30 protein-coding genes and 2 rRNA genes (1 of these 32 only partly in view) are annotated in these 26,532 nt (G+C 60.1%); 17 read left to right on the top strand and 15 right to left on the bottom strand.

Features of this window, described 5'->3' with window-relative positions; genetic code table 11:
• Nucleotides 1-275 precede the first annotated feature (275 nt).
• From CK910_RS07150 to CK910_RS07110, 9 genes are all read left to right on the top strand, one after another.
• Nucleotides 276-638, top strand: coding sequence for a transcriptional regulator (locus CK910_RS07150; protein WP_043139978.1), 363 nt, complete (start codon nt 276-278; stop codon nt 636-638).
• Nucleotides 639-1,004, top strand: a complete 366-nt coding sequence (locus tag CK910_RS07145) for a glycine-rich SFCGS family protein (RefSeq protein WP_042039079.1) — start codon at nt 639-641, stop codon at nt 1,002-1,004.
• Nucleotides 1,004-1,300, top strand: coding sequence for a DUF4312 family protein (locus tag CK910_RS07140; RefSeq protein WP_043139983.1), 297 nt, complete (start codon nt 1,004-1,006; stop codon nt 1,298-1,300). The genes CK910_RS07145 and CK910_RS07140 overlap by 1 nt, the downstream gene beginning before the upstream one ends.
• A gap of 40 nt (nt 1,301-1,340) precedes the next feature.
• Nucleotides 1,341-2,117, top strand: a complete 777-nt coding sequence (locus tag CK910_RS07135; RefSeq protein ID WP_043554311.1) for a DUF4311 domain-containing protein — start codon at nt 1,341-1,343, stop codon at nt 2,115-2,117.
• Nucleotides 2,118-2,128: 11 nt separating this feature from the next.
• Nucleotides 2,129-2,779, top strand: a complete 651-nt coding sequence (locus CK910_RS07130; protein WP_098981841.1) for a DUF4310 family protein — start codon at nt 2,129-2,131, stop codon at nt 2,777-2,779.
• A gap of 185 nt (nt 2,780-2,964) precedes the next feature.
• A complete protein-coding gene (locus tag CK910_RS07125; protein ID WP_098981839.1) occupies nt 2,965-4,104 on the top strand; it encodes an amidohydrolase/deacetylase family metallohydrolase in 1,140 nt (379 codons plus the stop codon).
• A complete protein-coding gene (locus CK910_RS07120) occupies nt 4,088-5,203 on the top strand; it encodes a DgaE family pyridoxal phosphate-dependent ammonia lyase (protein ID WP_098981836.1) in 1,116 nt (371 codons plus the stop codon). Before CK910_RS07125 ends, CK910_RS07120 begins: the two co-directional genes overlap by 17 nt.
• A complete protein-coding gene (gene dagF, locus CK910_RS07115) occupies nt 5,203-5,943 on the top strand; it encodes a 2-dehydro-3-deoxy-phosphogluconate aldolase (RefSeq protein WP_098981833.1) in 741 nt (246 codons plus the stop codon). The genes CK910_RS07120 and dagF overlap by 1 nt, the downstream gene beginning before the upstream one ends.
• A 103-nt stretch (nt 5,944-6,046) precedes the next feature.
• A complete protein-coding gene (locus tag CK910_RS07110) occupies nt 6,047-7,951 on the top strand; it encodes a BglG family transcription antiterminator (RefSeq protein ID WP_098981831.1) in 1,905 nt (634 codons plus the stop codon).
• 18 nt (nt 7,952-7,969) lie between these two features.
• Here CK910_RS07110 and npr read toward each other — a convergent pair whose 3' ends face one another.
• From npr to CK910_RS07060, 10 genes are all read right to left on the bottom strand, one after another.
• Nucleotides 7,970-8,242 (bottom strand): PTS phosphocarrier protein NPr, encoded by a 273-nt coding sequence (gene npr / locus CK910_RS07105; RefSeq protein WP_005314403.1) that lies wholly within the window; start codon nt 8,240-8,242, stop codon nt 7,970-7,972.
• 20 nt (nt 8,243-8,262) lie between these two features.
• The gene (rapZ, locus tag CK910_RS07100; protein WP_043140001.1) at nt 8,263-9,129 is read right to left on the bottom strand and encodes an RNase adapter RapZ; all 867 of its coding nucleotides are present in this window, start codon (nt 9,127-9,129) and stop codon (nt 8,263-8,265) included.
• Between the two features lie 42 nt (nt 9,130-9,171).
• A complete protein-coding gene (ptsN, locus tag CK910_RS07095; RefSeq protein WP_042867845.1) occupies nt 9,172-9,618 on the bottom strand; it encodes a PTS IIA-like nitrogen regulatory protein PtsN in 447 nt (148 codons plus the stop codon).
• 2 nt (nt 9,619-9,620) lie between these two features.
• Nucleotides 9,621-9,908, bottom strand: a complete 288-nt coding sequence (gene hpf / locus CK910_RS07090; protein ID WP_005305957.1) for a ribosome hibernation promoting factor — start codon at nt 9,906-9,908, stop codon at nt 9,621-9,623.
• A gap of 21 nt (nt 9,909-9,929) precedes the next feature.
• Nucleotides 9,930-11,369, bottom strand: coding sequence for an RNA polymerase factor sigma-54 (locus CK910_RS07085; protein ID WP_043140004.1), 1,440 nt, complete (start codon nt 11,367-11,369; stop codon nt 9,930-9,932).
• 65 nt (nt 11,370-11,434) lie between these two features.
• Nucleotides 11,435-12,160, bottom strand: a complete 726-nt coding sequence (gene lptB / locus CK910_RS07080) for an LPS export ABC transporter ATP-binding protein (RefSeq protein ID WP_042867841.1) — start codon at nt 12,158-12,160, stop codon at nt 11,435-11,437.
• A gap of 3 nt (nt 12,161-12,163) precedes the next feature.
• Complete coding sequence (gene lptA, locus CK910_RS07075; RefSeq protein WP_042867839.1) at nt 12,164-12,691, bottom strand: lipopolysaccharide transport periplasmic protein LptA; 528 nt, start codon at nt 12,689-12,691, stop codon at nt 12,164-12,166.
• The gene (gene lptC / locus CK910_RS07070) at nt 12,678-13,238 is read right to left on the bottom strand and encodes an LPS export ABC transporter periplasmic protein LptC (RefSeq protein ID WP_098981825.1); all 561 of its coding nucleotides are present in this window, start codon (nt 13,236-13,238) and stop codon (nt 12,678-12,680) included. The genes lptA and lptC overlap by 14 nt, the downstream gene beginning before the upstream one ends.
• A complete protein-coding gene (kdsC, locus tag CK910_RS07065; protein ID WP_098981822.1) occupies nt 13,235-13,789 on the bottom strand; it encodes a 3-deoxy-manno-octulosonate-8-phosphatase KdsC in 555 nt (184 codons plus the stop codon). Before kdsC ends, lptC begins: the two co-directional genes overlap by 4 nt.
• Nucleotides 13,789-14,784, bottom strand: coding sequence for a KpsF/GutQ family sugar-phosphate isomerase (locus CK910_RS07060; RefSeq protein ID WP_043140012.1), 996 nt, complete (start codon nt 14,782-14,784; stop codon nt 13,789-13,791). Before CK910_RS07060 ends, kdsC begins: the two co-directional genes overlap by 1 nt.
• A gap of 207 nt (nt 14,785-14,991) precedes the next feature.
• Between CK910_RS07060 and mlaF the strand changes: the two genes are divergently transcribed.
• Genes mlaF through murA form a run of 7 tightly spaced genes read left to right on the top strand, consistent with a single transcriptional unit; the run spans nt 14,992 to nt 19,511 of the window.
• Nucleotides 14,992-15,792 carry a phospholipid ABC transporter ATP-binding protein MlaF gene (gene mlaF, locus CK910_RS07055; RefSeq protein ID WP_043140015.1) on the top strand — a complete coding sequence of 267 codons (801 nt, stop codon included), beginning with the start codon at nt 14,992-14,994 and terminating at the stop codon, nt 15,790-15,792.
• Nucleotides 15,792-16,571: a lipid asymmetry maintenance ABC transporter permease subunit MlaE gene (mlaE, locus tag CK910_RS07050; RefSeq protein ID WP_042868353.1), complete on the top strand. Its 780-nt coding sequence runs from the start codon at nt 15,792-15,794 to the stop codon at nt 16,569-16,571. Before mlaF ends, mlaE begins: the two co-directional genes overlap by 1 nt.
• A gap of 7 nt (nt 16,572-16,578) precedes the next feature.
• On the top strand, nt 16,579-17,070 hold the full coding sequence (mlaD, locus tag CK910_RS07045; protein ID WP_045525748.1) for an outer membrane lipid asymmetry maintenance protein MlaD: 492 nt from the start codon (nt 16,579-16,581) through the stop codon (nt 17,068-17,070).
• 9 nt (nt 17,071-17,079) lie between these two features.
• Nucleotides 17,080-17,712, top strand: coding sequence for a phospholipid-binding protein MlaC (mlaC, locus tag CK910_RS07040; RefSeq protein WP_098981819.1), 633 nt, complete (start codon nt 17,080-17,082; stop codon nt 17,710-17,712).
• Nucleotides 17,709-17,981, top strand: coding sequence for an STAS domain-containing protein (locus tag CK910_RS07035; protein ID WP_042868359.1), 273 nt, complete (start codon nt 17,709-17,711; stop codon nt 17,979-17,981). The genes mlaC and CK910_RS07035 overlap by 4 nt, the downstream gene beginning before the upstream one ends.
• Nucleotides 17,981-18,238, top strand: coding sequence for a BolA family iron metabolism protein IbaG (gene ibaG, locus CK910_RS07030; RefSeq protein ID WP_005306001.1), 258 nt, complete (start codon nt 17,981-17,983; stop codon nt 18,236-18,238). Before CK910_RS07035 ends, ibaG begins: the two co-directional genes overlap by 1 nt.
• Nucleotides 18,239-18,254: 16 nt before the next feature.
• A complete protein-coding gene (gene murA / locus CK910_RS07025; protein WP_042868361.1) occupies nt 18,255-19,511 on the top strand; it encodes a UDP-N-acetylglucosamine 1-carboxyvinyltransferase in 1,257 nt (418 codons plus the stop codon).
• Nucleotides 19,512-19,597: 86 nt separating this feature from the next.
• Here murA and pmbA read toward each other — a convergent pair whose 3' ends face one another.
• Nucleotides 19,598-20,941 carry a metalloprotease PmbA gene (gene pmbA / locus CK910_RS07020; protein WP_043140022.1) on the bottom strand — a complete coding sequence of 448 codons (1,344 nt, stop codon included), beginning with the start codon at nt 20,939-20,941 and terminating at the stop codon, nt 19,598-19,600.
• Nucleotides 20,942-21,054: 113 nt separating this feature from the next.
• On the opposite strand from pmbA, the gene yjgA reads away from it, so the two are divergent.
• A complete protein-coding gene (yjgA, locus tag CK910_RS07015; RefSeq protein ID WP_042868365.1) occupies nt 21,055-21,579 on the top strand; it encodes a ribosome biogenesis factor YjgA in 525 nt (174 codons plus the stop codon).
• 87 nt (nt 21,580-21,666) lie between these two features.
• Here yjgA and CK910_RS07010 read toward each other — a convergent pair whose 3' ends face one another.
• The 4 genes from CK910_RS07010 to CK910_RS06995 form a co-directional block, all read right to left on the bottom strand.
• Nucleotides 21,667-24,750 carry a transglycosylase domain-containing protein gene (locus CK910_RS07010; protein ID WP_098981816.1) on the bottom strand — a complete coding sequence of 1,028 codons (3,084 nt, stop codon included), beginning with the start codon at nt 24,748-24,750 and terminating at the stop codon, nt 21,667-21,669.
• A 217-nt stretch (nt 24,751-24,967) separates the two neighbouring features.
• A complete protein-coding gene (gene tmaR, locus CK910_RS07005) occupies nt 24,968-25,285 on the bottom strand; it encodes a PTS system regulator TmaR (protein ID WP_042868369.1) in 318 nt (105 codons plus the stop codon).
• Between the two features lie 390 nt (nt 25,286-25,675).
• Nucleotides 25,676-25,790: ribosomal RNA gene (gene rrf, locus CK910_RS07000) — 5S ribosomal RNA — on the bottom strand.
• A 127-nt stretch (nt 25,791-25,917) separates the two neighbouring features.
• Nucleotides 25,918-26,532 (bottom strand): 23S ribosomal RNA (locus tag CK910_RS06995); it runs 2,275 nt beyond the window's last position.

Raw genomic sequence — 26,532 nt, 5'->3', positions numbered from 1 at the left:
TCATCTCAATACCCTCCTATTTTCCTTGCCATCCGTGAGGCGACTCACAGTTTCCACCAAGCCTTGACGGGTCAGTCCCGCGGGCCAAGTGCGCCATCGATCACACTAAGTCGGCCCCAATAAGTGCCCTTTCCCCTTCCAACGCACAAAAATCACCGTTTTCAGCCCAGGCGCGCGGGAATTTCCGCTTCGAATCGGAAAAACGCTGCCTCCTCTGCACACCCCCGCGGGCTTAGGGTAAAGCCATCCCTTCTGCCAGCCTTGGAGAGCAGACATTGCAAACAGAGACTCATGACCAGAACTTGACTCCGGACAGCCCGGCGTTGCTGCGCAAGACCGACCTGGTCCTGGCACGCATCCACTCCCTGCTCGGCGAGCAGGGCATTCGTCCCAACGAGGTGCAGACACAGATGCTGGCCTCCCACGTCAAGGCCATGGTGTGGCGCTCCCATAGCGGTGAATCCCTGCCGGAGGTCGACCTCAGCCTGTTCGAGGAGATCTCCCCCCTCTCACTGCGACTGGCCGAACAGGTCGTCGCCTGGCTGGACAAGCTGGCCTATGAAGAGGCTCACCTCTTGTCCGTCCATTTCGAAGTCGCCAAAGAAAACGAACTCAGCTCACTCAAAGGAGATATCTAAATGTCAGCCATCAAACTCGTGATTGGAGATCGTCTCGGCAAGGGTCAGAAAGTGGGGGCCGGGGCAGAAACCGCCGGCGCCAGCGTGACAGTGATCCCTGGCATGGCCGCCGACATGAAGCTCGGTGATGTGATGAACAAGGAGCAGGCGGATCTCGGCATCTCCTTCTGCGGCAGCGGCGGCGCCGGTGCCATCACGGCCCAGACCAAGTACGGCTACAAGTGCCGTTACGGCATGCGCTCCGTCGAGGAGGGTGTCACCGCCATCAATGACGGCTGCGTGGTGCTGGGCTTCGGCTTCATGGACAAGGAAGAGCTGGGCCAGAAACTGGTCGAGGCCTTCGCCAAGAAGCACGGACGCGTCTGATGAAAGAGAACTTCACCACCCAGGTCATGGTCAACGGCAAGGGGGCGACCCGCCAGCAGGCGTTCGCCGCCGCCCTCAGCCAGGTGCAGCCCAGCCTGCTCAAGGACAACCCGCGCGTGATGCTGCGGATCGAACCGGTCGAGGTGCAGGTGCTCAAGGCCGAAGAGTCGGTCCGGGTGGAGAAGTTCCTGTTCTTCTTCCTGCCGCGCCAGCGCCGCGAGTTCCGCGTCCAGCTGGAGATAACGGTCAAGGTCACCAGCCTGGACGCCGAGCAAGTAACGTTCACCCTGGTGTGACGCCACCCGCTGGCATCCCCTCACAAGAAGGATACCCTGGATGTTTCTAATCATATTTATCAAGTCACTCATCGTCGGCGGCCTGGTGGGCGTCGGGGTGGGGGCTGGCGCGGCACGCATGTTCCACGCGCCAACCGTACAGGGCATGGGCGCCTTCCGTACCCTGGGCGAGCTCAACTCCTGCGAAGGGGATCCCGCCTCCCACTTCTCGTTCGGCCTCGGCTTCTTCTTCAACGCCTGGGCCTCGACCGTGGCGGCCGGTGCCTTCACCCAGGACGTGGATCACCGCATCATTCCGCACTGGGCCACGGCCGCACTGCTGGTCAAGAACCGGGATCTCGCCACCACCCTGCACGATCCCAAGAAGATGGCCATCGCCGGCGGCATCATAGGCGCCATCGTCGTCGCTTTCCTCAACAGCACGGCCGCCGCTGTGCCGGAAGCCCTGCAGGTCACCGCCGTCAAGGTGCTGGTGCCGGCTGCAAACCTCTTGGTCAACACCGTCATGCCGGTGATCTTCTGGCTGGCGGCCATAGAGGCGGGCAAGAAATCCGGCTTCTGGGCCACCATCTTCGGCGGTCTGGCACAGCTCATCATGGGCAACGCGGTACCGGGTCTGGTGCTCGGCATCCTGATCGGCAAGGGGGTGGAAGAGAGCGGCTGGAACCACGTCACTCGCGTGATGATGGCCGCCATAGTGCTGCTGTTCGTGCTGAGCGGATTCTTCCGCGGCTTCGACATGAAACTGATTGAATCCTTCCATATGGGCATTCCCCTGTGGCTGGAGAACGTCCATAACCTGCTTAGCGGCAAATAAGGGGCCACCACATGGATGAGAAACTGAGAAACAACTTCTGGTACGCCGACTGGTCCTTCCCCATCTTCGTCGGCCTGCTCTCGGCCGGCGTCTTTGCCGGGACCCACATGTACTACCTGTACGGGGTCGGCGCCTTCAACGAGGTGGCCTTCGTCGCCATGTTGAAAGCCGGCATGGACACAGGGGCCTACGGCGCTGTGGCGGCCTTCGGTGCCAGCTTCCTGTTTGCCCGCATCATAGAAGGCTCACTGGTGGGGATCCTGGACATAGGCGGCGCCATTCAGACCGGAGTCGGCCTGGGCGTGCCTGCCCTGCTGCTGGGTGCCGGCATTCTCTACCCGGTGGAGAATTTCGGTGCCTCGCTGGCGACCGGCATGACCATAGGGGTCGCCATCGGCGGCATCATCATCCTGGCGCGCAAGTTCACCATCAACCAGAGCAACTCCACCTACGGGGCGGATGTGATGATGGGAGCTGGCAACAGCTCGGGCCGCTTCCTGGGCCCCCTCATCATCCTCTCCGCCATGGGCGCTTCCATCCCCATCGGGCTGGGTTCCCTGCTGGGTGCACTGCTGTTCTACGTGTGGAACAAGCCCATCACAGGCGGCGCCATCCTGGGTGCCATGCTGCTCGGTACCTTCTTCCCGGTCGCCCTGGCTTAATCACAGGCCGTCTCTCGGCGGCATTGAAGAACCTGTTTACGCTCTGTCGCGAGAGGTCGTCAGCAAGGTGAAGAGCAGCGCAGGAACCGGAGCGTATAGATATACGTGAGGATTCCGAGCAGCACATGAGCCTTGATCACGGCCTCGCAGTAATAGCGCAAGCAGGTTCCAAGAGGGATATCAGCATGTACGACATGATCATCAGAGCGGGACGCCAGGGAAATGGCGAGCTCATCGACATCGCCATCCAGGACGGCAAGATAGCGGCCATCGGCCAGCTGCCAGCAAGGAGCGAGGCGAAGCAAACCCTGGATCTGGCGGGCCGGGTGCATGTGAGTGCGGGCTGGATCGACGGTCACACCCACTGCTACCCCGCCTCCCCCATCTATCACGATGAACCGGACAAGGTGGGCGTCGAGTCCGGCGTCACCACAGTCATAGACGCGGGCAGCACGGGGGCCGACGACGTGGATGCGTTCCAGCGCCTCGCGTCGGGCTGCAAGACCCGGGTGCACGCCCTGCTCAACATCTCCCGCATCGGCCTGCTGCGCCAGAACGAGCTGGCGGACAGCCGGGATCTGGACATGGCACTCGCCTCGGCAGCCATTGCCCGTCACCCCAGCTTTGTCGTCGGCATCAAGGCACGGATGAGCGGCAGCGTGGTGGGTGAGAACGGCCTGCAGCCGCTGCGCATGGCCAAGGCACTGCAGCAGGCCCATGGCCGGCTGCCGCTGATGGTGCACGTGGGCAACACGCCGCCGGATCTGGACGAGATAGTCGCCCTGCTGGGAGAGGGGGATCTGCTGACCCACTGCTTCAACGGCAAGCCCAACCGTATCCTGACCCCGGCCGGCGAGCTGCGGGTCGCGGTGCGCGAGGGAATGAAACGGGGCCTTTTGCTCGACATAGGCCACGGCGGCGCCAGCTTCAGCTTCGAGGTGGCGGAGCTTGCCATCCGCCAGGGGATACTGCCCCACACCATCAGCTCCGACATCTACTGCAAGAACCGCATCAAGGGGCCCGTCTACAGCCTGGCCCACGTGATGTCCAAGTTTCTCGCCATCGGCATGACGCTGGAACAGGTGCTTGCCTGCGTCACCGACCAGGCCGCCGATGCGCTGCGCCTGACCGGCAAGGGACGACTCGAGGTGGGCGCGGATGCCGATCTGACCCTGTTCGAACTGGCCAGCGGCCCGACCCTGTTTATGGATACCGAGGCGCAATCGCGCAGCGGCGACCTGCAACTGCTTCCCCTCGCCGCCCTGGTGGGCGGTGACTTGGTTCTGACTCACTATGGGAAATCACACCATGCCTTCTGTTTATGAGAAATATCAGCTCAAACTGGTGATCAACGCCTCCGGGCGCATGACCATTCTCGGCGTCTCCACCCCCGAGCGGGAGGTGGTCGATGCGGTCAACTTCGGCCTGGGCCACTACTTCGAGGTGAAGGATCTGGTCAACAAGACGGGGGCCTACCTGGCTGGCTTGCTGGATGTGGAAGATGCCGTGGTGGTCTCCTGCGCCAGCGCCGGCATAGCCCAGTCGGTGGCCGCCGTGATAGTGCGTGGCGACCCCTACCGGCTGGAGCAGCTACATGCCCATCGTCATGACGTGCCGAGCGAAATCGTGCTGCCCAAGGGGCACAACGTCAACTTCGGCGCGCCGGTCGGCACCATGGTCAATCTGGGGGGCGGCAAGGTAGTGGAGGCCGGCTATGCCAACGAGTGCTCCCCTGCCCAGCTGGCTGCCGCCATCAATGCCAACACAGCTGCCATCCTCTACATCAAGTCCCACCACTGCGTGCAGAAGAGCATTCTGTCGGTGGCCGAGGCGGCCGAGGTGGCCAAAGCCCACCAGCTGCCGCTCATCGTCGATGCGGCTGCCGAAGAGGATCTGCGTCTCTATTACAACCAGGGGGCGGATCTGGTCATCTACAGCGGCGCCAAGGCCATCGAAGGCCCCACCAGCGGGTTGGTGCTCGGCAAACGCCAGTATGTGGAGTGGGTCAAGCAGCAGGCCAACGGCATAGGCCGGGCCATGAAGGTGGGCAAGGAGGGGATCCTCGGCCTGACCCACGCCATCGAGCGCTATCTGGAAAAAGAGAAAGAGAGCGGTGCCGCCATGGTCGCCAAGATGAGCCCCTTCATCGAGCGCCTCAACCAGCTGCCCGGCGTCAGCGCGAAAGTGGTGTGGGACAGCGCGGGGCGCGACATAGCCCGCACCGACATCGCCTTCGACCATGCCAGCATCGGCATGACGACTGTGCAGGTCGTCACCCGCCTGCAGCAGGGCACTCCTGCCATCTACTGCCGTGGCTACAAGGCCAACGAGGGGCATATCGAAATCGATGTGCGCAGCGTCACCGCCCCCCAGCTCGACCAGATCCATGCCGCCATTGCCAACCTAGTACAGGAGAATCGCTGATGTCCTTAACTCCCAACTACTACCGTGACCGTGTCTGCCTCAATGTGCTGGCAGGTTCCAAAGATAATGCCGTCGCGGTATACGACACTGCCGAAGGCCATGTGCTGGTCGGCGTGCTCTCCAAAAACTATCCGGATGTGCCCTCTGCGGTCGCCGATATGAAGGAGTACGCAGCCCTTATCGACAACGCCCTCTCCATCGGGCTGGGGGCGGGCGATCCACGCCAGTCCGCCATGGTGGCCGAGCTGGCTCGCCAGCTGCAGCCCCAGCACGTCAATCAGGTGTTCACCGGGGTCGGTGCCAGCCGGGCACTGCTCGGCCAGTCTGAGACCATTGTCAATGGCCTTGTCTCCCCCACCGGCACCCCCGGCATGGTGAAGATATCCACCGGGCCCCTCAGTGCCGGGCAGCCGGACGGGATTGTGCCTATCGACACCGCCATCGCCCTGCTCAAGGACATGGGCGGCAGCTCGGTCAAGTTCTTCCCCATGGGCGGCCTCACCTGCCGCGCCGAGTATCAGGCGGTGGCCGAGGCCTGTGCCCGCCACGGCTTCTGGCTGGAACCCACAGGTGGCATAGATCTGGAGAACTTCGAGGAGATAGTCCGCATCGCGCTGGACGCCGGTGTCGAGAAGGTGATCCCCCACGTCTACAGTTCCATCATCGACAGCGCGAGCGGTCAGACCCGTCCCGAGGACGTGCGTACCCTGCTCGCCACTGTGAAACGACTGTTGGCGTGACGAAAGATGGCACCGGTCCGATCACTGGCCGGTGCCTGGCTTGTTAATGACCCGCTTGTTAACATCGACCCTTTATTTCGCGACAGGAGTCCCGTCCCCTCTCATGACCAAGCTGCCCCACCCCAGACTCCATCAACTGCTGACCCAGCTCCATGCCGAACCGCTGCCGCAGGAGGAGCTGGCTCGCCGCCTCAATGTCTCCACCCGCACGGTGCGCACCGACGTGGCGACCCTCAATGAGCTGATCGCCACCCACGGCGCTCACCTGATCCACCAGCGCGGCAGCGGCTACCAGCTCAAGATTTACAATCAGGGACTGTTTGACGAGTTGCTGGCGGCCCAGGAGCAGGAGAGCAGCCTGCCCCGAACCAGCCGCGAGCGGGTGCTGCACCTGCAGATCCTGCTGCTGACGGCGGAACAGGGGATCAAGCTCGACGAGCTGGCGGATACCTGGTATCTGAGCCGGGCGGCGCTGCAAGGGGACATGGCGGAGGTGCGGGAGCGACTCGCCCACTTCGGCTTGCTCATCGACAGCAAGCCACGGCTGGGCATGCGCATCCAGGGGAGCGAGACGGCGATCCGGGCCTGCCTCACCCAGCTGCTCTATCAGGAGCTGATCCACAACAACCAGTTGCAGAGCCTGCTGCCCAACCTTTGCCCCAGCAAGACGCTGGAGGTAGTGGGCAATCACATCCATGCCCAGCTCGGCCATCACCAGCTGCGCCTGGCCGACGAGAGCCTGCAGCAGCTAGCCATCTACTGCGCCGTCGCCCTGCTGCGCCAGGCGGCCGGCCACGAGCTGCGCCAGTTTGCCAGCGACGACATCACCCAGACTCTGGCCGCCGTGGCCCGCGACATCTACGCCGAGCTGCCGACCCTGACACCACCGGGAGCGGAGGAGATCGCCTGCCTCGCCATCCAGATCCAGGCCCGCCTCACCGCCGACACGCCCAGGCTCAGCCCGGCCATGGCCGCCGAGAGCGAGCAGCTGGTCGAGCATCTGCTGGCCTACATCCACCAGCACTACCCCTATGATCTGCGCGGCGATCTGCAGTTGCGGGCGGATCTGCAGACCCACATCAGCGCCATGCTGCTGCGGGTCAAATACCAGATTGGCAGCCACAATCCGCTGGCGGATCACATAAAGCAGTACTATCCCCTCGCCTACGACATCACGCTGGCGGCCATCTCTGAGTGGATCAGGCAGACTCCCTACCGGCTGACCCATCACGAGATAGGTTATCTGGTGATTCATATCGGAGTCGGGCTGGAGCGCCACTATGACATCGGCTATACCCGTCGCCCCCAGGCGCTGCTGCTGTGTGACGCCGGCAACGCTACCTTCCGGGTGCTGGAGGCGCGCATCAAGCGGGAATACCCCCAGCTCCAGCTGACGACGCTGGAGTCGGTGCGAGATTACGAGGGATTGGCGCGGATAGAGCAGGACTTCGTCATCAGCACCGTCAAGGTGGCCGAGAAGAACGCGCCCGTGGTGCAAGTCGCCCCTTTCCCGACCCAGTATCAGCTGGAGCAGCTCGGCAAGCTGGTGCTGATCGACCGCACCCGCCCCTACCTGCTCGACAAATACTTCGATGCCGACCACTTCATGGTGGTGAGTGAGCCACTCAGCCAGAGCCAGTTGTTTGCCAGGATCTGCGATCAGCTGGAGGCCGAAGATCGGGTGGAGAGCGGATTCAGAAGCTCGTTGCACGAGCGGGAGCGCATCGTCTCCACCCTGCTGGGGGAAGGCATAGCCCTGCCCCACTCCCTCGGCCTGCTGGCGCGGCGCACCCTGGTCTATACAGTGCTGGCCCCCCAGGGGATCGACTGGGGCAATGGCGAGACAGCCACCCTCATCTTCGTGCTGGCCATCAGCAAGGCGGACTACGAAGAGGCGATGGGGCTCTACGACCTGTTTCTGGCGCTGATGAACGAAAAAGCCAGCAAGAATTTGCTGGCTTGTCGGGATTTTGCCAGCTTCAAGGGGCTGGCGCGCACCGGTTCCTGAACCAGGGCGGGGAGTGAGTCACTCCTCGTTGAAGCCGGAGGTAAACAGCGCCACCACGGCAGCCAGCGCCTCCACTTCTTCGGGGCCCTCCACCTGCACCTCCACCTGCTTGCCCTGGGCGGAGTCCAGCATCAGCAGGCCGATCACGCTGTCCGCATCGGCCTCTATGCCATCCTCGTTGCGCAGCAGCACGTGGGCGTCGAAGCCCTGCACCAGCTCGAACAGCATCATGGCCGGCCTGGCATGCATACCCAGTTTGTTTTTGACTTCCACCGAGGCTGAGACGGTCATCTGATCTCCCTATTGGTCCATCAATATTGCGGCGCACTCTTGTCGAGGGTGCGGTGGCGGATCTGGACGTTCTTGCCCAGCAGCCGGAATGCGCTGGCCAGCTGTTCGGCGATGAACACGGATCTGTGCTGACCACCGGTGCAACCTATCCCCACAGTCACATAACTGCGATTGTTGCGCTCAAGATGCGGCAGCCAGGTCGCCAGCATGTTCTCAATCTGCAGGATGAACTGCATCACGTCCGGCTGGCTGGAGAGGTAGCGGGCCACAGGCTCGTCCTTGCCGGTAAAGGGCTTGAGTTCGGGGATCCAGTGCGGATTGGGCAGGAAGCGGGCATCGAACACGAAGTCGGCGTCCTTGGGGATGCCGTACTTGAAGCCGAACGACTCGAACACCAGCACCAGCTCATTCTCTTTCTTGCCGAGCACCCGGGTCTTGATGAGCTCGCTCAGGTCGTGAATGCTGAGGTTGGTGGTGTCGATGCGTAGATCGGCGGTCGAGGAGAGCGGTGCCAACAGGTGGGTCTCCTCCCGGATCGCCTCATCCAGCGACAGCTGTTTGCGCGACAGGGGATGCAGCCGGCGGCTCTCGCCGTAACGCTTGAGCAGGGTGGAGTTTTCCGCATCGAAGAAGAAGCTGGAAAATTCGACCCGGCCCTCGTTGCGCACCTGGGCCAGCAGGGTCTCCAGCTTGTCCGGGCTCACCGGCAGGTTGCGCACGTCTATGCTGACCGCCAGTTTGTCATACTGGCTCTCGACCGAGACGATCAGCTGGGGTAACAAGTTGACCGGCAGGTTATCCACGCAGTAATAACCGAGATCCTCCAGCACACGCAGGGCAACTGTCTTGCCCGAGCCGGAGCGCCCACTTACCACTATTAATTGCATCTTGTTCCCTCACCGCTTGGAGTCATGACGGGGGCCTGCATATCAGGCCGAGGTCATGATCTGATAGAGATCTTCATCGCTGGTTGCCTGGCGCAACTGGCGGCAAACCGCCTTGTCACCCAGTTTGGATGCCATCAGGGAAAGGGTCTTGAGGTGCTGCTTGCACTCGCTTTCCGGCACCAGCAGGGCAAAGAGCAGGTCAACCGGTTGATTGTCGATGGCGTCGAAGGGGATAGGCTCTGCGAAGGTCATCAGGATGGCGGTCGGCGGAAACTCGTCACCGATCCGGCCGTGGGGAATGGCGATACCGGCACCGATACCGGTACTGCCCATCTTTTCTCGGGCCAGCAGGCACTCGAATAACGCCTGACGAGAGGTCCCCAGGCGCTCAGCGGCTAATTCACTGATGATCTCAAGGGCGCGTTTCTTGCTGGTACAAGGGACCGCACTTTTGGTGCAGTCCCGACTCAGTATGTGTTCAAGTTGCATAGTTATTTTTGATTTAACTTATCTTTGTGCTTGATGATCTGCCGATCCAGCTTGTCCAGCAGGGTATCAATCGCAGCATACATGTCAGCATGCTGTGAATTGGCGAACACCTCGCCACCGCTGACATGCAGCTTGGCTTCGGCGATCTGGTTCAGTTTTTCTACGCTCAACACCACATGAACATTGTTGATGTGGTCAAAGTGACGCTCGAGTTTGGCAAATTTGTTGTTCACATAATCACGCAGAGCTTCGGTGATCTCGACATGGTGTCCGGTCAGGTTAATTTGCATAACGTCTTCCTTTTGTTTTGCCTAAACCAGGCGTTTGCGCTGATTGGATGGCGGGATCAACAAGGATTCACGGTACTTTGCGATCGTGCGTCTCGCCACCATAATACCCTGTTCGGCCAGCAAATCCGCGATCTTGCTATCACTTAGCGGCTTGGCGGGATTCTCTGCCGTCACCAGCTTCTTGATCAGCGCGCGAATTGCGGTCGATGAGCACTCTCCTCCTCCTTCGGTATTCACATGACTGGAGAAAAAAAACTTCAGTTCGAAGATGCCGCGGGGCGTATGCATGTATTTCTGGGTCGTTACCCGGGAAATGGTCGACTCATGCATCTCTACCGCTTCGGCGATGTCGTTGAGCACCATGGGCTTCATGGCCTCTTCACCATACTCGAAAAAGCCCTGCTGCTGCTCGACAATACAGCTGGCCACCTTGAGCAGGGTGTCATTGCGACTCTCCAGGCTCTTGATGAACCACTTGGCCTCTTGCAGATGGGAACGGATGAACTGGGTGTCCTGGCTGGTGCGCGCCTGGCGTGCCATGGCGGCATAGGTCTCGTTGACCCGGATGCGCGGCGCGGAATCGGGATTGAGCTCGACCACCCATTTGGTGCCCTTCTTGACCACGGTCACATCCGGGATCACGTACTGGGAGTCGCTCTGTATGATGCCATTGCCCGGTCTGGGCTCCAGCTGCTGGATGAGATCCAGCACCTCCTTGAGGTCGCTCTCCTTGAGTCGGGTCTTGCGCGCCAGGGTGCGATAATCGCGATTGCCGAGCAAGTCCATGTGCTCGTTGATCACCTCTCTGGCCTCGGTGAGCCAGGGCAGTTCGGGGGCGTATTGACCGAGCTGGATCAACAGGCATTCCTGCACCGAGCGGGCGGCGATGCCGACCGGATCGAAATGCTGCACTCGCTTGAGCACGGCCTCGACCTCGTCGAGTTCTACCTCGACATCCTCGCTGCTCACCGCCGCCTGTATATCTTCGAGGGAGACGGTCAGATAACCGGAGTCGTCGATGGCATCTATGATGGCGAGGGCAATGGCGGCATCCAGATCGCTGAACGGCGTGAGTCGCATCTGCCACAGCAGATAGTCCTGCAGATTCTCGGTGGTTTCGCCCTGATAGACGCTGTCTTCCCCGTCGTGGATGGGGCCTGCGCTCTGGGCCGTGCCGGCCGAGTAGACATCCTCCCAGGTGGTATCCACCGGCAACTCGTCCGGCATCTGATCCTGGGCCATGGCATCGCTGGAGTCGAGCTGACTGGCATCGACCGGCTCTTCCGGGCTGGTCTCCTGCACCTCATTCTCCTCTTGCTCCAGCAAGGGGTTGTTATCGAGCGCTTGCTGAATTTCCTGCTGGAGTTCCAGGGTGGAGAGCTGGAGCAGACGAATCGCTTGTTGTAATTGCGGCGTCATGGTCAGGGACTGACCGAGACGCAACTGTAATGTCGGCTTCATCTACGTCGGGATATCCTTATGTTCAGCGAGGCAGTCGTCACAGGAAATGAAGAGATGCCCCCTTACTATAGACTGAATTGATCGCCCAAATAGACGCGCTTGACCTGTTCATCGGCCAGTATCTCGGCCGGTGCACCTTCGGCAATCATCTTGCCGTGGCTGACGATATAAGCCTTCTCGCATACGTCCAGAGTCTCTCTGACGTTGTGGTCGGTGATCAAGACGCCCAGGCCTCTATCTTTCAGATGCTGGATGATCTTCTTGATGTCTATCACAGAAATGGGGTCGACCCCGGCAAACGGCTCATCCAGCAGGATAAAACGCGGCTCGGCCGCCAGCGCGCGGGCGATCTCGACCCGGCGTCGTTCCCCCCCGGACAGGCTCTGACCCAGGTTGTCGCGAATGTGGGTGATATTGAACTCTTCCAGCAACTGTTCAACCTTGTCTTCCCGCTCTTCGCGGCTCAGCCCCTTGCGGGTCTGCATGACCCCCATCAGGTTGTCGAACACCGACAGGCGGCGGAAGATGGAGGCCTCCTGCGGCAGATAGCCGATGCCGTTGCGGGCTCGGATATGCATGGGCTGAAGGCTGATGTCCTGATCGTCTATGGTGATGAGACCGGCATCGCTCTGCACCAGTCCCACTATCATGTAGAAGGAGGTGGTCTTGCCGGCGCCATTCGGGCCTAGCAATCCGACAATCTGGCCGGTACCCACTTCCAGGCTCACATCGCTGACCACCATGCGGCGCTTGTAACTTTTTTGCAGGCCGACTGCTTTCAACACTGCCATGGCTTATTTTCCCTGCTTCTTCTGATCGGCGGGCTTGTCGAAGTTCTCTACCTGATCCGGCAGGAACACCGTCTTGACGCGCTGGGTCGGGCCCTTGCTCTCGGCGATCATCTTCTGTTTGACGATGTCGTAACGGATCAGATCGCCGTTGACCTGGCTGTCTTCCTGTTTGAGCTGGCCATTGCCGGTGATGGTCACCAGCCGGTTCTTCAGCTCGTAGCGGATGCTGTTACCGTGGGCGTTGACCGGCTTGCCGTTGTCCAGGATCTGAAAGAAAGTGGCGGGATTGCCATAGGCCGTCATGACCTCGGCCCCTTTCTCGCCGGAGCGGATCACCACTACCTTGTCGGCCTTAATCTTGATGGTGCCCTGAGTGATGATGACATCGTCACTGAAGGTGATGCGGTTGTCCTGCATCTCGGCCACCTGTTTGACCGCATCCACGTAGACCTTCTCGGCAAAGTCGGACTCTTTGGCGCTCACGGTGCCGCACAGCAGCAGGGCCGCGAGGGCCAGATTAACGTTTTTCATTGAAATAGATGGCATGGCCCTGGTCCAGTAATTCAAAATATTTGCGTTCCAGATGACCCTTCAGGCCAACGCCCTCGGTCTGGAAATCCTTACCCACTATGCTGACTTGCTGATTGCTTCTCACGTTCTGGGTCACCAGATCCAGCTCCATATAGGGGGTATCCAGCGTGGAGATGAAGGAGGCGGGCAGCAGGCCGTCCAGATGTACCTTGTCCCGCAGGATCACGTTGTCATCCGTGTTGAGCACGCCGGTATCGGCCGTGACTTTCCACTCGGCCTCGCCCTGCTTGTCGAACATGTAGACCACCGGCTTGTTGAAGGTGGCCTGTTCAAGGAGCTGGTAATACTCCGCATACTCGGACTCCAGCCGCTCAGTGCGCCGCCCATCGGCGTCAAAGCGGGTAGTGACCAGATTCTTGGCGGTGAAGTCCGGCTGATAGTTCTCGACCTTGGCGGTCGGCTCCGGCACCAGCTCTATGTCGCCGAGCTGCCAGGCGGCCAGCGCCACCAGAAACAGCAGGGCGAACAGCAGCGTCTGTCTGCTCATACCGAGGCCTCTGGCTGATAGTCACCCAGCCCTTGTGCCTGCAGTATCAGGTCGCACACCTCGCGCACAGCACCCAGCCCACCGGCCAGTCGGGTCACCATGTCGGCCCGGGCCAGCACCAGTGGGTGGGCATCGGCCACTGCGATGCCGAGGCCACAGGCCTGCATCACCGGCAGATCTATGGTGTCATCACCCATGTAGGCGGCCTGCTCCGGCGTCAGCCCCAGCTTGGCCAGCAGTGTCTCGAAGTGGGGCAGCTTCTGATCCGCCCCCTGCACCAGATGCTGCACACCCAGGCTCTTCATCCGATCGCTGACGATGCGGGAGTTGCGCCCCGTGATGATGGCGATCTCGATCCCGGCGTTGAGCAGGGCGCGCATGCCGGCGCCGTCGCGGGTACAGAAGGTCTTCAGCTCTTCGCCATCATTGCCCATATAGATGAGGCCGTTGGAGAGAACGCCATCCACATCGCACACCAGCAGGCGGATCTGCGCCGCCCTGTCATACTGGCTGCGCGTCACCGGACCGTAGAGGGTCGGTACGTTTTGCATCAAATTACTCCGGCTTTCAGCAGGTCGTGCATGTTGAAGGCACCGAGTGGGCGCTTGTCCTCATCCACCACCAGTAATCCGTTGATCTTTCTGGTTTCCATCAATTTGACGGCTTCTGCCGCCATCATCTCGGGTCCTACGGTAACACAGTTGGCCGTCATCACCTTGGCGATCGGGGTGTGATGGATATCCACCTGCAGATCCAGAATGCGGCGCAAGTCACCATCGGTAAAGAGCCCGGCCAGCCGGCCATCGGCGTCGACGACCGCCGTCATCCCCAGCCCCTTGCGACTCACTTCCAGCAGCGCCTGGCTGATGGTGGCATCTATCCCCACCCGGGGCAACAGCTCGCCGCTGTGCATCAGGTCACCGACCCGCAGCAGCAACCGCTTGCCCAGCGACCCGCCCGGGTGAGAGAGGGCGAAGTCATCGGCGGTGAAACCGCGGGCTTCCAGCAGGGCAACCGCCAGGGCGTCCCCCATCACCAGAGTGGCCGTGGTGCTGGAGGTGGGCGCCAGCCCGAGCGGGCACGCCTCCTTCTCGACCCGCACGCACAGGTGCACGTTCGCTTCCTTGGCCATGGTGGAGGCGGGATTGCCCGTCATGCAGATCAACTGGATGCCACGGCGCTTGAGCACCGGCAGCAGGGCCAGGATCTCGTCACTCTCGCCCGAGTTGGAGATGGCGATGATGAGATCTCCGCTGGAGATCATCCCCAGATCCCCGTGACTGGCTTCGCCAGGGTGCAGGAAGAAGGCGGGGGTGCCGGTGCTGGCCAGGGTGGCAGCAATCTTGCTCCCGACATGACCTGACTTGCCCATGCCGGTGACCACTATCTTGCCACTGCAGCGCAGCACCAGGTTGCATGCCTGATCGAAGGCATCATTCAGGTACTGATAGAGTCCATCAATCGCTTGTTTTTCAATGTCCAGCACGGTACGGGCGCTGCGACGAAAATCGAACAGTTCAGACACTTTTTCAGGCTTTACAGACATAAAGGCACAGCTCCGGGCCGAAATTTGCTGCGGGATTATAAAAAAGTCTGTCGAGATAAGCGAATCGGATACTTCTCGGTCCTAAAAGAGAGACAATTGGTTACACAAAACTGTCGCGCTTTTGGGCAGGCAGGCTGTTCAATAGTTGTTCCTTGCTGTTGCTTAGACCTAGACTAGCCCATAAAATTCGCTCTTCATTTACACCGGATGGACAATTGTTTGAACAATGACCTGATCACCATCTCCGACCTGACCTTCAGTCACGGAGATCGGCTGTTATACGACGGGATCAACCTGACCATTCCCCGTGGCAAGGTCACTGCGGTCATGGGCCCCAGCGGCATAGGCAAGACCACCTTGCTGCGGCTGATCGGTGGCCAGCTCAAGCCTGAGTCCGGTCATATCCTGTTTGACGGGGAAGATATCCCCACCCTCTCCCGCTCCCGCCTGTACGAGGTGCGCAAGCGGATGAGCATGCTGTTCCAGAGCGGCGCTCTGTTTACCGGCATGACGGTCTACGACAACGTGGCCTTCCCGCTGCGGGAGCACTCAGGCCTGCCGGAGGAGCTGATCCACACCATCGTCATGATGAAGTTGCAGGCGGTCGGTCTGCGTGGCGCAGCGAAACTGATGCCGTCCGAACTCTCCGGCGGCATGGCCCGCCGCGCGGCGCTGGCCAGATCCATAGCGCTGGATCCGGACCTCATCATGTATGACGAGCCGTTCGTCGGCCAGGACCCCATCACAATGGCGGTGCTGGTCAAGCTGATCAAGGAGCTGAACGGTGCCCTCGGCATCACCTCCGTCATCGTCACCCACGACGTGAAAGAGGTGCTGAGCATAGCCGACTACGCCTATATCATCGCCAACCGCAAGGTAGTGGCACACGGCACGCCGGATCAGCTGCGCGAGGAGCACAATCCCGAAGTCGAGCAGTTCCTGAAAGGATTGCCCGACGGTCCTGTTCCGTTCCATTTTCCGGCAGGCGACCTGCTACAGGATCTGTGATGTTGATAAGCCAAGTAAGTAAGCTGGGCCGGGTCGGGGTGCGCTTCATCAGCTCCATCGGCCGAGCCACCATAATGCTGTTTCATGCGCTGGCGGGCAAACCCGAGCCGCGCAAGCACTTCCCCCTGCTGCTTCAGCAGCTGTATGTGGTGGGCGTACAGTCCGTTGCCATCATACTGGTGTCCGGCCTCTTCATCGGCATGGTGCTCTCGTTGCAGGGTTACAACGTATTGAAGGACTTCGGCGCCGAGCAGAGCCTGGGCCCGCTGGTCTCCCTCTCCCTGCTACGGGAACTGGGCCCGGTCGTGACGGCGCTGCTGTTTGCCGGCCGCGCCGGTTCGGCCCTCACCGCCGAGATCGGGCTGATGAAGGCCACAGAACAGCTCTCCAGCCTGGAGATGATGGCGGTAGACCCGCTGCGCCGGGTAGTGGCTCCCCGCTTCTGGGCCGGGGTCATCAGCATGCCGCTGCTGGCCTTCATGTTCAGCCTGATCGGCATCTTCGGGGGCAAGCTGGTCGGTGTGGACTGGCTGGGGGTGGACGAAGGGGGCTTCTGGTCTGCCATGCAGGCCTCAGTCGACTGGCAGGATGACATCATGCAAGGGGCGATCAAGAGTGTGATCTTCGCACTGGTTGTCACCTGGATTGCGCTCTTTAACGGTTATGATGCCAAGCCGACCTCGGCCGGGATCAGTCAGGCCACGACCCGTACCGTGGTCCACTCCTCCCTGGCCGTGCTCGGCCTGGATTTTATACTCACCGCAGTCATGTTTGGATAAGGTAAAGATGAAGTTCAGCAAAGTAGAATTCCTGGTTGGCGCCTTCATGCTGGCCGGCATCGGTGCCATTCTGGCGTTGGCACTGCAAGTGGCAGGTTTGAGTTTCAAACCGGAAGGAGAAACCTATACCCTGCGCGCCCATTTCGATAATATCGGCGGCCTGAAAGTACGTTCACCGGTCAAGGTCGGTGGCGTCGTCGTCGGTCGGGTCAGCGACATCACCCTGGATGCCAAGAGCCAGGTGCCAGTCGTATCCCTTCAAATGCAGAAGAGTGCCGGCGAGTTTTCCGAAACCAGCACCCTCTCCATCCTGACCTCGGGGCTACTCGGTGAGCAGTACATAGGCCTGATGCCAGGTTTCACCGATGAGGAGATGGGCACCAGCATGCTCAAGGATGGCGACATGATTGAAGACACCAAATCCGCCATTGTGCTGGAAGACCTGATTGGCAAGTTTCTCTACAGCCAGTCTTCCGACACCAAGTCAGACAGCAAGTAAGGAGTAACCATGTTCAAGAAGATCGCCCTGCTGCTGGGCCTGATGACCAGCATGCTGTTTTCCCTGGTCGCTCACGCCACCGATGCCACCGATCCCTATGCCCTGGTGGACGAAGCGGCCAAACAGACCTTTGCCCGCCTGAAGGCGGACAAGGCCCAGGTGAAGAGCAACCCGGATCACCTGAGGGTCATCATCCGCGAAGAGTTGCTGCCCTACGTGGACAACCGCTTCGCCGCCTACAAGGTGCTCGGCAACCAGATCAAGCAGACCACCCCGGCCCAGCGTGACGCCTTCGTCGAGGTATTCACCGAATACATGGTGAGCTCCTACGCCGATGCGCTGGCGCACTTCGACAAGCAGACCGTCAAGGTCGAGCCGGGCAAGGCGCCGGGTGACAGCAACATCACAGCCGTCAACGTCAGCGTGAAAGAGACCGGCAAACCGGACATCTTCCTCGAGTTCAAGCTGCGCAAGAACAACAAGACCGGCGAATGGAAAGCCTTCGACATGGTCGCCGAAGGGATCAGCCTGCTCTCTGCCAAGCAGAACGAGCTCGGTGGCCTCATCCGCCAGAACGGCATAGATGCGGTGATCGCCCAGCTTCGCGCCCACAATGCCAAGCCGCTGGTCATCAAGTCATGAGACTGAGCGGCGAGCTGCAGGCACCCCAGGTCGTTGAGCTGTGGCAACGCCGCGCCGACTGGTGGCAGGAAGATCGGCTCGAACTGGGCGAGGTCACCACCCTAGACTCCGCCGGACTGGCCCTGCTGGTCAAATGGGCCAAAGCCGCACTGGCACGAGGCGCCACACCGCAACTGGTGGGCGCCTCCACTGATTTTTATACCCTGGCCAACCTGTACGGGGTGGCCGGGCTGTTTCAGTCAACCCCGCTCACAACTGAGGACGCATAATGCAAGTCTCTGAAATTGAAGCGATACTCCTCGAGGCTCTGCCATTATCCGAAGTCCATGTCAAAGGGGATGGTAGTCACTATCAAGTGATCGCCGTCGGTGACATGTTTGACGGTATGAGCCGGGTCAAGAAGCAGCAGGCCATCTATGCCCCGCTGATGGACAAGATCGCCAGCAACGCCATTCACGCACTCTCCATCAAGGCCTTTACCGATGCAGAGTGGAAGCGCGAACGTAAATTCCTACTGCCCTCCTGATTTGGTATCTAAGTAAATGGACAAATTTAAAATTGATGGTCGTTGTACTCTCAACGGCGAAGTGACCATCTCTGGCGCCAAAAACGCCGCCCTGCCTATCCTGTTCGCCACCCTGCTGTGTGATGAAGAGATCCACCTCTCCAACGTACCGCGCCTAAAAGACGTGGGTACCACCATCAAGCTGCTGGAAATGCTGGGCGCCACCACCAAGGTCAACGGCAACGTGACAGTGCTGACCGGTGCGGTGAACAACCACGTCGCCCCCTACGAGCTGGTGAAGACAATGCGCGCCTCCATCCTGGCGCTGGGCCCGCTGGCCGCCCGTTTCGGTGCTGCCGACGTCTCCCTGCCCGGCGGCTGCGCCATCGGTGCCCGTCCGGTCAACCTGCACGTCCACGGCCTGGAGCTGATGGGTGCCAAGATCACCATCGAGGATGGCTACATCAAGGCCCGCGTCGACGGCCGTCTGAAAGGTGCCCACATACTGATGGACATGGTTTCCGTCACAGGCACCGAGAACCTGATGATGGCCGCCACCCTGGCCGACGGTCGCACCGTGATCGAAAACGCCGCGCGTGAGCCGGAAGTGGTCGATCTGGCCCACTTCCTCAATGCGCTGGGTGCCAAGATCCAGGGCGCGGGTACCGATACCCTGACCATAGACGGTGTCGAGCGTCTGCACGGTGGCAGCTACAGCGTGCAACCTGACCGCATCGAAACCGGTACCTTCCTGGTGGGTGCCGCGGTTACCGGCGGCAAGATCACCTGCCGCAAGACGGATCCCTCCCTGCTGGAAGCCGTGCTGGTCAAGCTGGAAGAGGCGGGTGCACTGATCGAGAAGGGCGCTGACTGGATCAGCCTCGACATGACGGGTCGTACCCTCAAGCCGGTCACCATCAAGACGGCTCCTTACCCGGCCTTCCCGACCGACATGCAGGCACAGTTCACCGTGCTGAACGCCGTCGCCAAGGGCACCGGCATGGTCACAGAGACCATCTTCGAGAATCGCTTCATGCACGTACCTGAACTGGTACGGATGGGCGCAGACATCGAACTGCAGGGCAACGTGGCCATCTGCCGTGACACCGAGCAACTCAAGGGTGCCCAGGTGATGGCGACCGATCTGCGCGCCTCCGCCAGTCTGGTGCTGGCCGGCTTCGTGGCCGAAGGCTCCACCATAGTCGATCGCATCTATCACATCGACCGTGGCTACGAAGACATAGAGCACAAGCTGCAGGCCCTGGGTGGCCGCATCGAGCGCATCAAGGGCTGATTTTCCCTGATCGCAGGCTGATAAAAAGGCCCCCTCGCGTTGGCGAGGGGGCCTTTTTCATGGCATCGATTTCGTGGGAACGGGGATCAGTGACCCGCCAGCTTCATATTTTCGACCAGCACAGAGCCAGTCTTGAGGCTGGAGCGCTCATCTTCGTCGCTGCCCACCGCCACTATATGGCTGAACATCTCGGTCAGATTGCCGGCTATGGTGATCTCTTCGACCGGGTAGGCTATTTCGCCATTCTCGACCCAGAAGCCGGCGGCGCCACGGGAGTAATCACCATTGACGATGTTGACCCCCTGCCCCATCAGCTCGGTCACCAGCAGGCCTGTGCCCAACTCCTTGAGCATCTCCTGGAAATTCTGACCCGTGCTGGAAACCTGCCAGTTGTGGATGCCACCGGCATGACCCGTAGTGGTCAACCCCAGCTTGCGGGCCGAGTAGGAGGTGAGCAGCCAGCTCATCAGCTCGCCGTTGCGCACTATGTCCATGTCGCGGGTACGCACCCCTTCCCCATCGAACGGCGTGCTTGCCAGCCCGCCCAGCAGATGGGGGAACTCCTGAATGGTGAGCCACTCGGGCAGGATCTGCTTGCCCAGCTTGTCCAGCAGGAAGCTCGACTTGCGATAGAGATTGCCACCGCTGATGGCCATCACCAGATGGCCCCACAGGCCGGCAGCCGTGTCGGGGTGAAACAGCACGGGAGCGTGGCGGGTGGAGATCTTGCGGGCGCCGAGGCGAGAGACTGTGCGTTCTACCGCCTCGTCGGCGATGCGCTGCGGGCTCCAGAGCCCGGCCAGGTCACGGCTGGAGGAGTAGCCGTAATCCCGCTGCATGTCGCCATCTTGCTCACCGATCAGCACGCAGCTCAGGGAGTTGCGTGACGCCGCATAGCCTTTGACGAAGCCGTGGCTGTTGCCATAGACCTTGATGCCGAGGTGGCTGGAGAAACCGGCCCCGTCGGAATGCTTGATGCGGGCGTCTCGACCCAGCGCCAGTCGCTCACACTCGATGGCCAGCTCGATGCCGCGCTGGGGATCCAGTTCGATTTGGTGGCACAGTTGCAGATCGGGGGCGTCCCAGGCCAGCAGGTCCGCATCAGCCAGGCCGGCACAGTCATCGGGCGAGGTGTGGCGGGCTATCTCCATGGCCGCTTCGACGGCGGCGCGGATGGCTGGCTTGCCCAGATCGGTAGTCGAGGAGGATCCCTTGCAGCCATCGCGATAAACGGCGATGCCAAGAGCACCATCCTTGTTGAATTCGATACTTTCCAGTTCACAACCGCGGGTGTTCACCGACAACCCGGTCTGCTTGCTGATGGAGACTTCGGCCAGCGAGGCACCCAGTCCCTTGGCTATCTCCAGTGCCTCGGCAACGACGGCCTCGAGATGGGCTTGATCCTGGCGAATTTGGTCTTGCTGATCCATAACTCACATCTGTATGAAGGAAGGAAAGGGGGCTAAGCATATCAGACCCCTGCGCCCAGCGGGAGAAGCTGGTAACATATCCACCAACGTGAATGACAGGAATCAAGAGACCGATGAGTCAATATCAAGACGACAACGAGTTGGAAGACTGGGGCCCCAGCAAGACCCAGCTCAAGCGCGATGCGGAAGTGCTGCAGAAGCTGGGCGCGGAGATAGTCTCCCTGAGCCACAGCGAGCTGGAAAAAATCCCGTTGGATGAAGAGCTTGCAGATGCTGTCGAGCTGGGCCGCAAACTCAAGCCCAAGAAGGATGAGTCCTTCCGTCGCCATTTGCAGTTCATCGGCCGTCTGATGCGCAGCCGTGATATCGAACCGATTGAAGAAGCGCTCTCCATCATCAAGAACCGCCACTCCACCGTGAATGCCCGCCTGCATCGTCTGGAGCAGTGGCGCGAGCGCCTGATCACCGAAGGTGACAGCGCCTTGAACGAGCTGATGTCCCAGTTTCATGAGCTGGACCGCCAGAAGCTGCGTCAGCTGATCCGCTCCGCCAACAAGGAACGGGAACTGAACAAGCCGCCGGTCGCCTATCGTGAAATGTACCAGTACCTGCGCGGTGAAATCGAAAACCTGCTGTAAGTGATGACTCACGCCGCATGGCGAGCAGCAATCGACACAGCGTAAAACGGGGCCATATTGGCCCCGTTTCTTATGCTGCTCTGCGCGCTAGTTGCCAGCGAGGCACTGGGTATGGGTACCGGGCTGCAGATAAGGCATCAGCAGTGGCGCCATTCCCTTGAGCACCTGCACCGGCAAGGCCGAGGTGAAGCGGAACTTGTCAGACTGGCTGCCCGGCACATAGGCGGTCAGGGTACCGAAGTGATCCTCCCCCAGATAGAAGACGAAGGTCGCGGTCCGGTTGCGAGCCAGCGAGCTGGTCACGTTGCCGTAGCGACCAACCGTTTCGATCCGGTTGTCACCCGTCCCCGTCTTGCCCCCCATCGGCAAGACAGTGCCATCCGGCAGGGCAAAGGCGCCGGCTATGCGTCTGGCCGTGCCCCCTTCCACCACCTTCGACAGCGCATTGCGCAACGCGGTCGCCACCTCGGCCGGCAGCACCCGGGTGCCTTCGGTATGGAGCGGTTCAAACGCTGTCTCGAACGGCGTGCCCTTGGCGAACGAGAGGTGTTCGATACGCAGGGTCGGCGCACGAATGCCACCGTTCTGGATGATCCCCATCAGTTCGGCCAGTGCTGCGGGTCTGTCCCCAGAACTGCCCAGAGCCGTCGCCAGCGAGGGGACCAGGTGATCGAACGGGTAGCCCAGTCTGGCCCAGCGTTGGTGAATGTCGAGGAAGGCCTCGACCTCCAGCATGGTGCGGATACGGCTGTCCCTGGCACTGCGGTGACGGGTCTTGAACAACCAGCTATACACCTCTTGGCGCTCATCACGACTGGCTTCGACCGCATCGGCAAAGGTCGCCTTGTCAAACTCCTTGAGGTAGGATAGCAGCCACAGCTCCAGCGGGTGCACCCGGGCGATATAGCCTTGATCCGGCAGCGAATACTTGCCGGGACCATAGCTGGTATAGAGCTGCTCTATCCGCCGGTCGCTCAGCTTGTCACGCGGCAGTCGCTTGGCCAGGAAGGCGGCAAAGGTCTCCTGCGAGGCATCCGGCATCAGATAGCGATGCACGGCGGCGAGCCGTACGGCGCTGGGCTTGAGACCATCCAGGAAGGTGTCGAGCTGCTCATCTGCGGTCTTGCCGCGATACTTGCGCCAGAAGCGCAGCAGATAGGTCTGGCCCTCTTTATCGGCGAACTTGGCCAGATACTCGGTACGGCGCGGATCCTTGTCATCCTTGAGCAGCTGGGCACGGTTGCCCTCCCGATACAGGCTGTAGCGCACTATATCACGCATCAACCGCACGAACGGCAGGTTGATGGACTCGCGCAGCGCGTCGCGGATCGCCGGAATGCGACCGTTATCCTCACGACGGAAGTTGTTGAAAGTATGCATGCCACCACCGGTGAAGAAACCTTCGCTCGGGCTGGCGGAATACTTGCGATCCAGCGCAGCCTCCAGCATAGGCGGCAGGCTCTTGTCCTTGGCCGTCATCAGATAGGAGACGGCCCAGCGGCTGATGTTGTCTTGATTTGATACCTCGATCTTGCGCAGGCTCTCCGCAGACATGTCCGCATAGCTGTCGTGCAGCTCAGACACTATCTCCAGATAGGTGGTCAGTACCCGCAACTTGGCGGTGGAGCCCAGCTCCAGCTTGCTGCCCTCGTTGATATCGAACGGCTGATCCGTGTTGTCAGTCTGCACCCGCACCTTGAAGCCTTCCGGCGACTTCTCGAACAGGGTAAAGCTGTATTTCACGTCCCCCGTCTTCTCCGGCGAGAGCAGGCGTTCACCAAACAGGCCGACCTGGGCGGCGATGGCGGGATCCGCCAGTTGCTGCAGGTAGCGGGAAATCTCGTTTTGCAGCGGCATGTTGAGGCTGGTGTCAGCGGTCAGATCCATCCGGTCCAGATCATACAACTGCACCCCGAGCTGACGGCTCAGGCGGGTACGCGCGACCTGCAAACCCTTGTTGTTGTTGACCTTGGTCATCGCAGGGGACTGCAGGAAGTCGCGGAAACCTATTTTGGCCTTGAGAGCAGCCTCCATCAATGGCGGCGTGATCATTCCCTCCTGCACGAACAGGCGCAAATAGCTGTCGGTCAGGGTCGCCAGTGCATCGCGCCCCTGTGCCAGATAGTAGGAGGGGCGACGGTGGGCAATCATCAGCGAGACCACCTGACGCAAGGCTAGCCCTTGCTCTGCAAGCGGTGCATCCTGATTGCGGGCCGGATCCAGCAGACGATTGACCTCGTCCACATTGGCACCAAACCAGACCCAGAGGCCATCACCCAAGCCATGCACCTCGCCATAACCCGGGGCCGCGGAGAGCGGAACAGAGTTGAGATAGGCCCATGCTACCAGCTTGCGGGCCTCCAGCGTCTTGGGGCCCAAGCGATAGGCGCGCACGCTGGCCGAGGCCATCTGGCGGATCTTCTCGGTGGGAGAGAGCGTCAGACCGTCCGGTGAGTGACGATACTTCTCGACCTGAGTGGCCAGTGTGCTGCCGCCGGCGGACTGATCCTGCATATCCAGCGCCTTGCCGACCTGGGACATGGCCGCCTTGGCAAAACGGGGCCAATCCACCGCCGGGTTCGCCAGCGGTTGCTCGTTGCTCAGCAGATCACGGTTCTCGATGAACAGCAGCGACTGTATGACCAGCGGCGGGATGGAGGCAAAATCCGGGTAATAGTGGGTCGGATACTTGAACTGATAGAAGGGCTCGGCCCGGCAGTCATGCAGTGTCAGCCCGGCCTGTACCTTCTCGGTATAGGGAACGAAGAAGCCACGACTGGCATAGTCATAAAGTGCATCGGAAAAATGCACCTGCTCGCTGACCTGATAACCCCGTTGCAGCAAGCGCTCCTGCATCATGGGCAGGAGCACGTAACCGAGCCGCTTGTCGAAGGGGCCATCATCAGGGAAGGCTATCTGTTTGCTGGGGCCCGGCTCGACCTGATAGGTCAGCTTGGCAGCATAGCGGGAGATCTCCTGCGACTGCAGCCTGGATGTCTGCATCTCATAGCCAACCAGGGCGATCACGGCAGCCAGGCACAGCAAAAAGAGAAAACAGAACAACCAGCGCCACCAGGGACGACGTTTGCGCGTGTATTTGCCGTCCGCGCGTGGGACGGATGAATCCTGAGATGCCACTTTGTTCAAATCCGTCTGTTCTGATGCGCCCATATCAGCCCCACCATGGTTGCGCAATTTATTGTGTTTCACTCAAGCTTAGTCTTTTCAAGTCAATGGCTTGAAAACTATTGACCGCTTTGTAGTGATGGTAACAGGGCGATTATAAAAAGGGGAGCCGATTGTTGCAGCGCGCGAAGAGATCCGAGCTGATGGCGGAAAACAAAACACCGGCCAAAAGCCGGTGTTTTCAGGTAGCAGCTAGGCTGGACTACTTGCTGGAGCTCATGGCCTTGAGCTTGGAGCTCAGATCTTTACGCTCTTTGGACAGCTCGGCATTCTTGATGATGTGATCGTCGACGCGCTCTTCATAGTCGGTACGCATGTTGGCGATGATGGCCTGAACCTCATCTATGCTCATACCCGGCTTGATGTAGTCGCTCAGGTTGTCGAGCAGCAGTACCCGCTTCTGGTTATCACGGATCTTCTTCTCGTTGTCGGCGATCTCGCGCTTGAGTTTGTTCTGGCGACGGGACATACGCACATATTCCAGTACATCGCTGAAGGTGGACTTGTTTACTTGTTCCATATCGATACCACTGACTTAAGGTTGATAAAAGCAGGCCAAGTTACGCCCGTACCAGAGAGAAAAAAGGAGAGGGTACAGGCAAACTCAAGATGCCCTTTACTCTACCGAGTTATGAAGCAGATACAACCCTAATTGCAGGCTTGGCGCCGGGTTTCGGCGGCAGAGAGTCGAGTGGAGAACCAAATGGACAGGCCACCATGAGGTAGCAATTATCACATCAGCAAATAAGGGAGCGAAGGGCCTTTCTGGTTGAGCTGAGGCGATATGAAACAGCTGGTTATGGGGTAATAAGAGACAAAATATGACCATAATTGCACAAAATGGCTGCTGACATGCCAATTCCAAGCAATAAAAAAGCCCGCTCAGATGAGCGGGCTTTCAATGTTGGGTGCCTGGCAGTGTCCTACTCTCGCATGGCGAATGCCACACTACCATCGGCGCTACCGCGTTTCACTTCTGAGTTCGGCATGGGATCAGGTGGTTCCACGGCGCTATGGCCGCCAGGCAAATAACTTCAATCTTGGAAAGCTGACGTGAGTAACGACTGATTGGCTATTGCCTGGTCGCTATCACTGAATTAGGTAAGTAGTCTCGCACTTGCTACAAGTCTCAGAACACTTCTTGGGTGTTGTATGGTTAAGCCTCACGGGTAATTAGTATGGGTTAGCTCAACACGTCGCCGCGCTTACACACCCCACCTATCAACGTTGTGGTCTCCAACGGCCCTTTAGGACCCTCAAGGGGTCAGGGATGACTCATCTCAGGGCTCGCTTCCCGCTTAGATGCTTTCAGCGGTTATCGATTCCGAACTTAGCTACCGGGCAGTGCCACTGGCGTGACAACCCGAACACCAGAGGTTCGTTCACTCCGGTCCTCTCGTACTAGGAGCAACTCCCTTCAATCATCCAACGCCCACGGCAGATAGGGACCGAACTGTCTCACGACGTTCTGAACCCAGCTCGCGTACCACTTTAAATGGCGAACAGCCATACCCTTGGGACCGACTTCAGCCCCAGGATGTGATGAGCCGACATCGAGGTGCCAAACACCGCCGTCGATATGAACTCTTGGGCGGTATCAGCCTGTTATCCCCGGAGTACCTTTTATCCGTTGAGCGATGGCCCTTCCATTCAGAACCACCGGATCACTATGACCTACTTTCGTACCTGCTCGACCTGTCCGTCTCGCAGTTAAGCTGGCTTATGCCATTGCACTAACCTCCTGATGTCCGACCAGGATTAGCCAAC

This window comes from Aeromonas sp. CA23 (assembly GCF_002587065.1).
GTDB classification, from domain to species: Bacteria; Pseudomonadota; Gammaproteobacteria; order Enterobacterales; family Aeromonadaceae; genus Aeromonas; species Aeromonas bestiarum.
The sequence above is the reverse complement of the archived record's forward strand: the minus strand, read 5'-3'. Positions and strand labels throughout refer to the sequence as shown.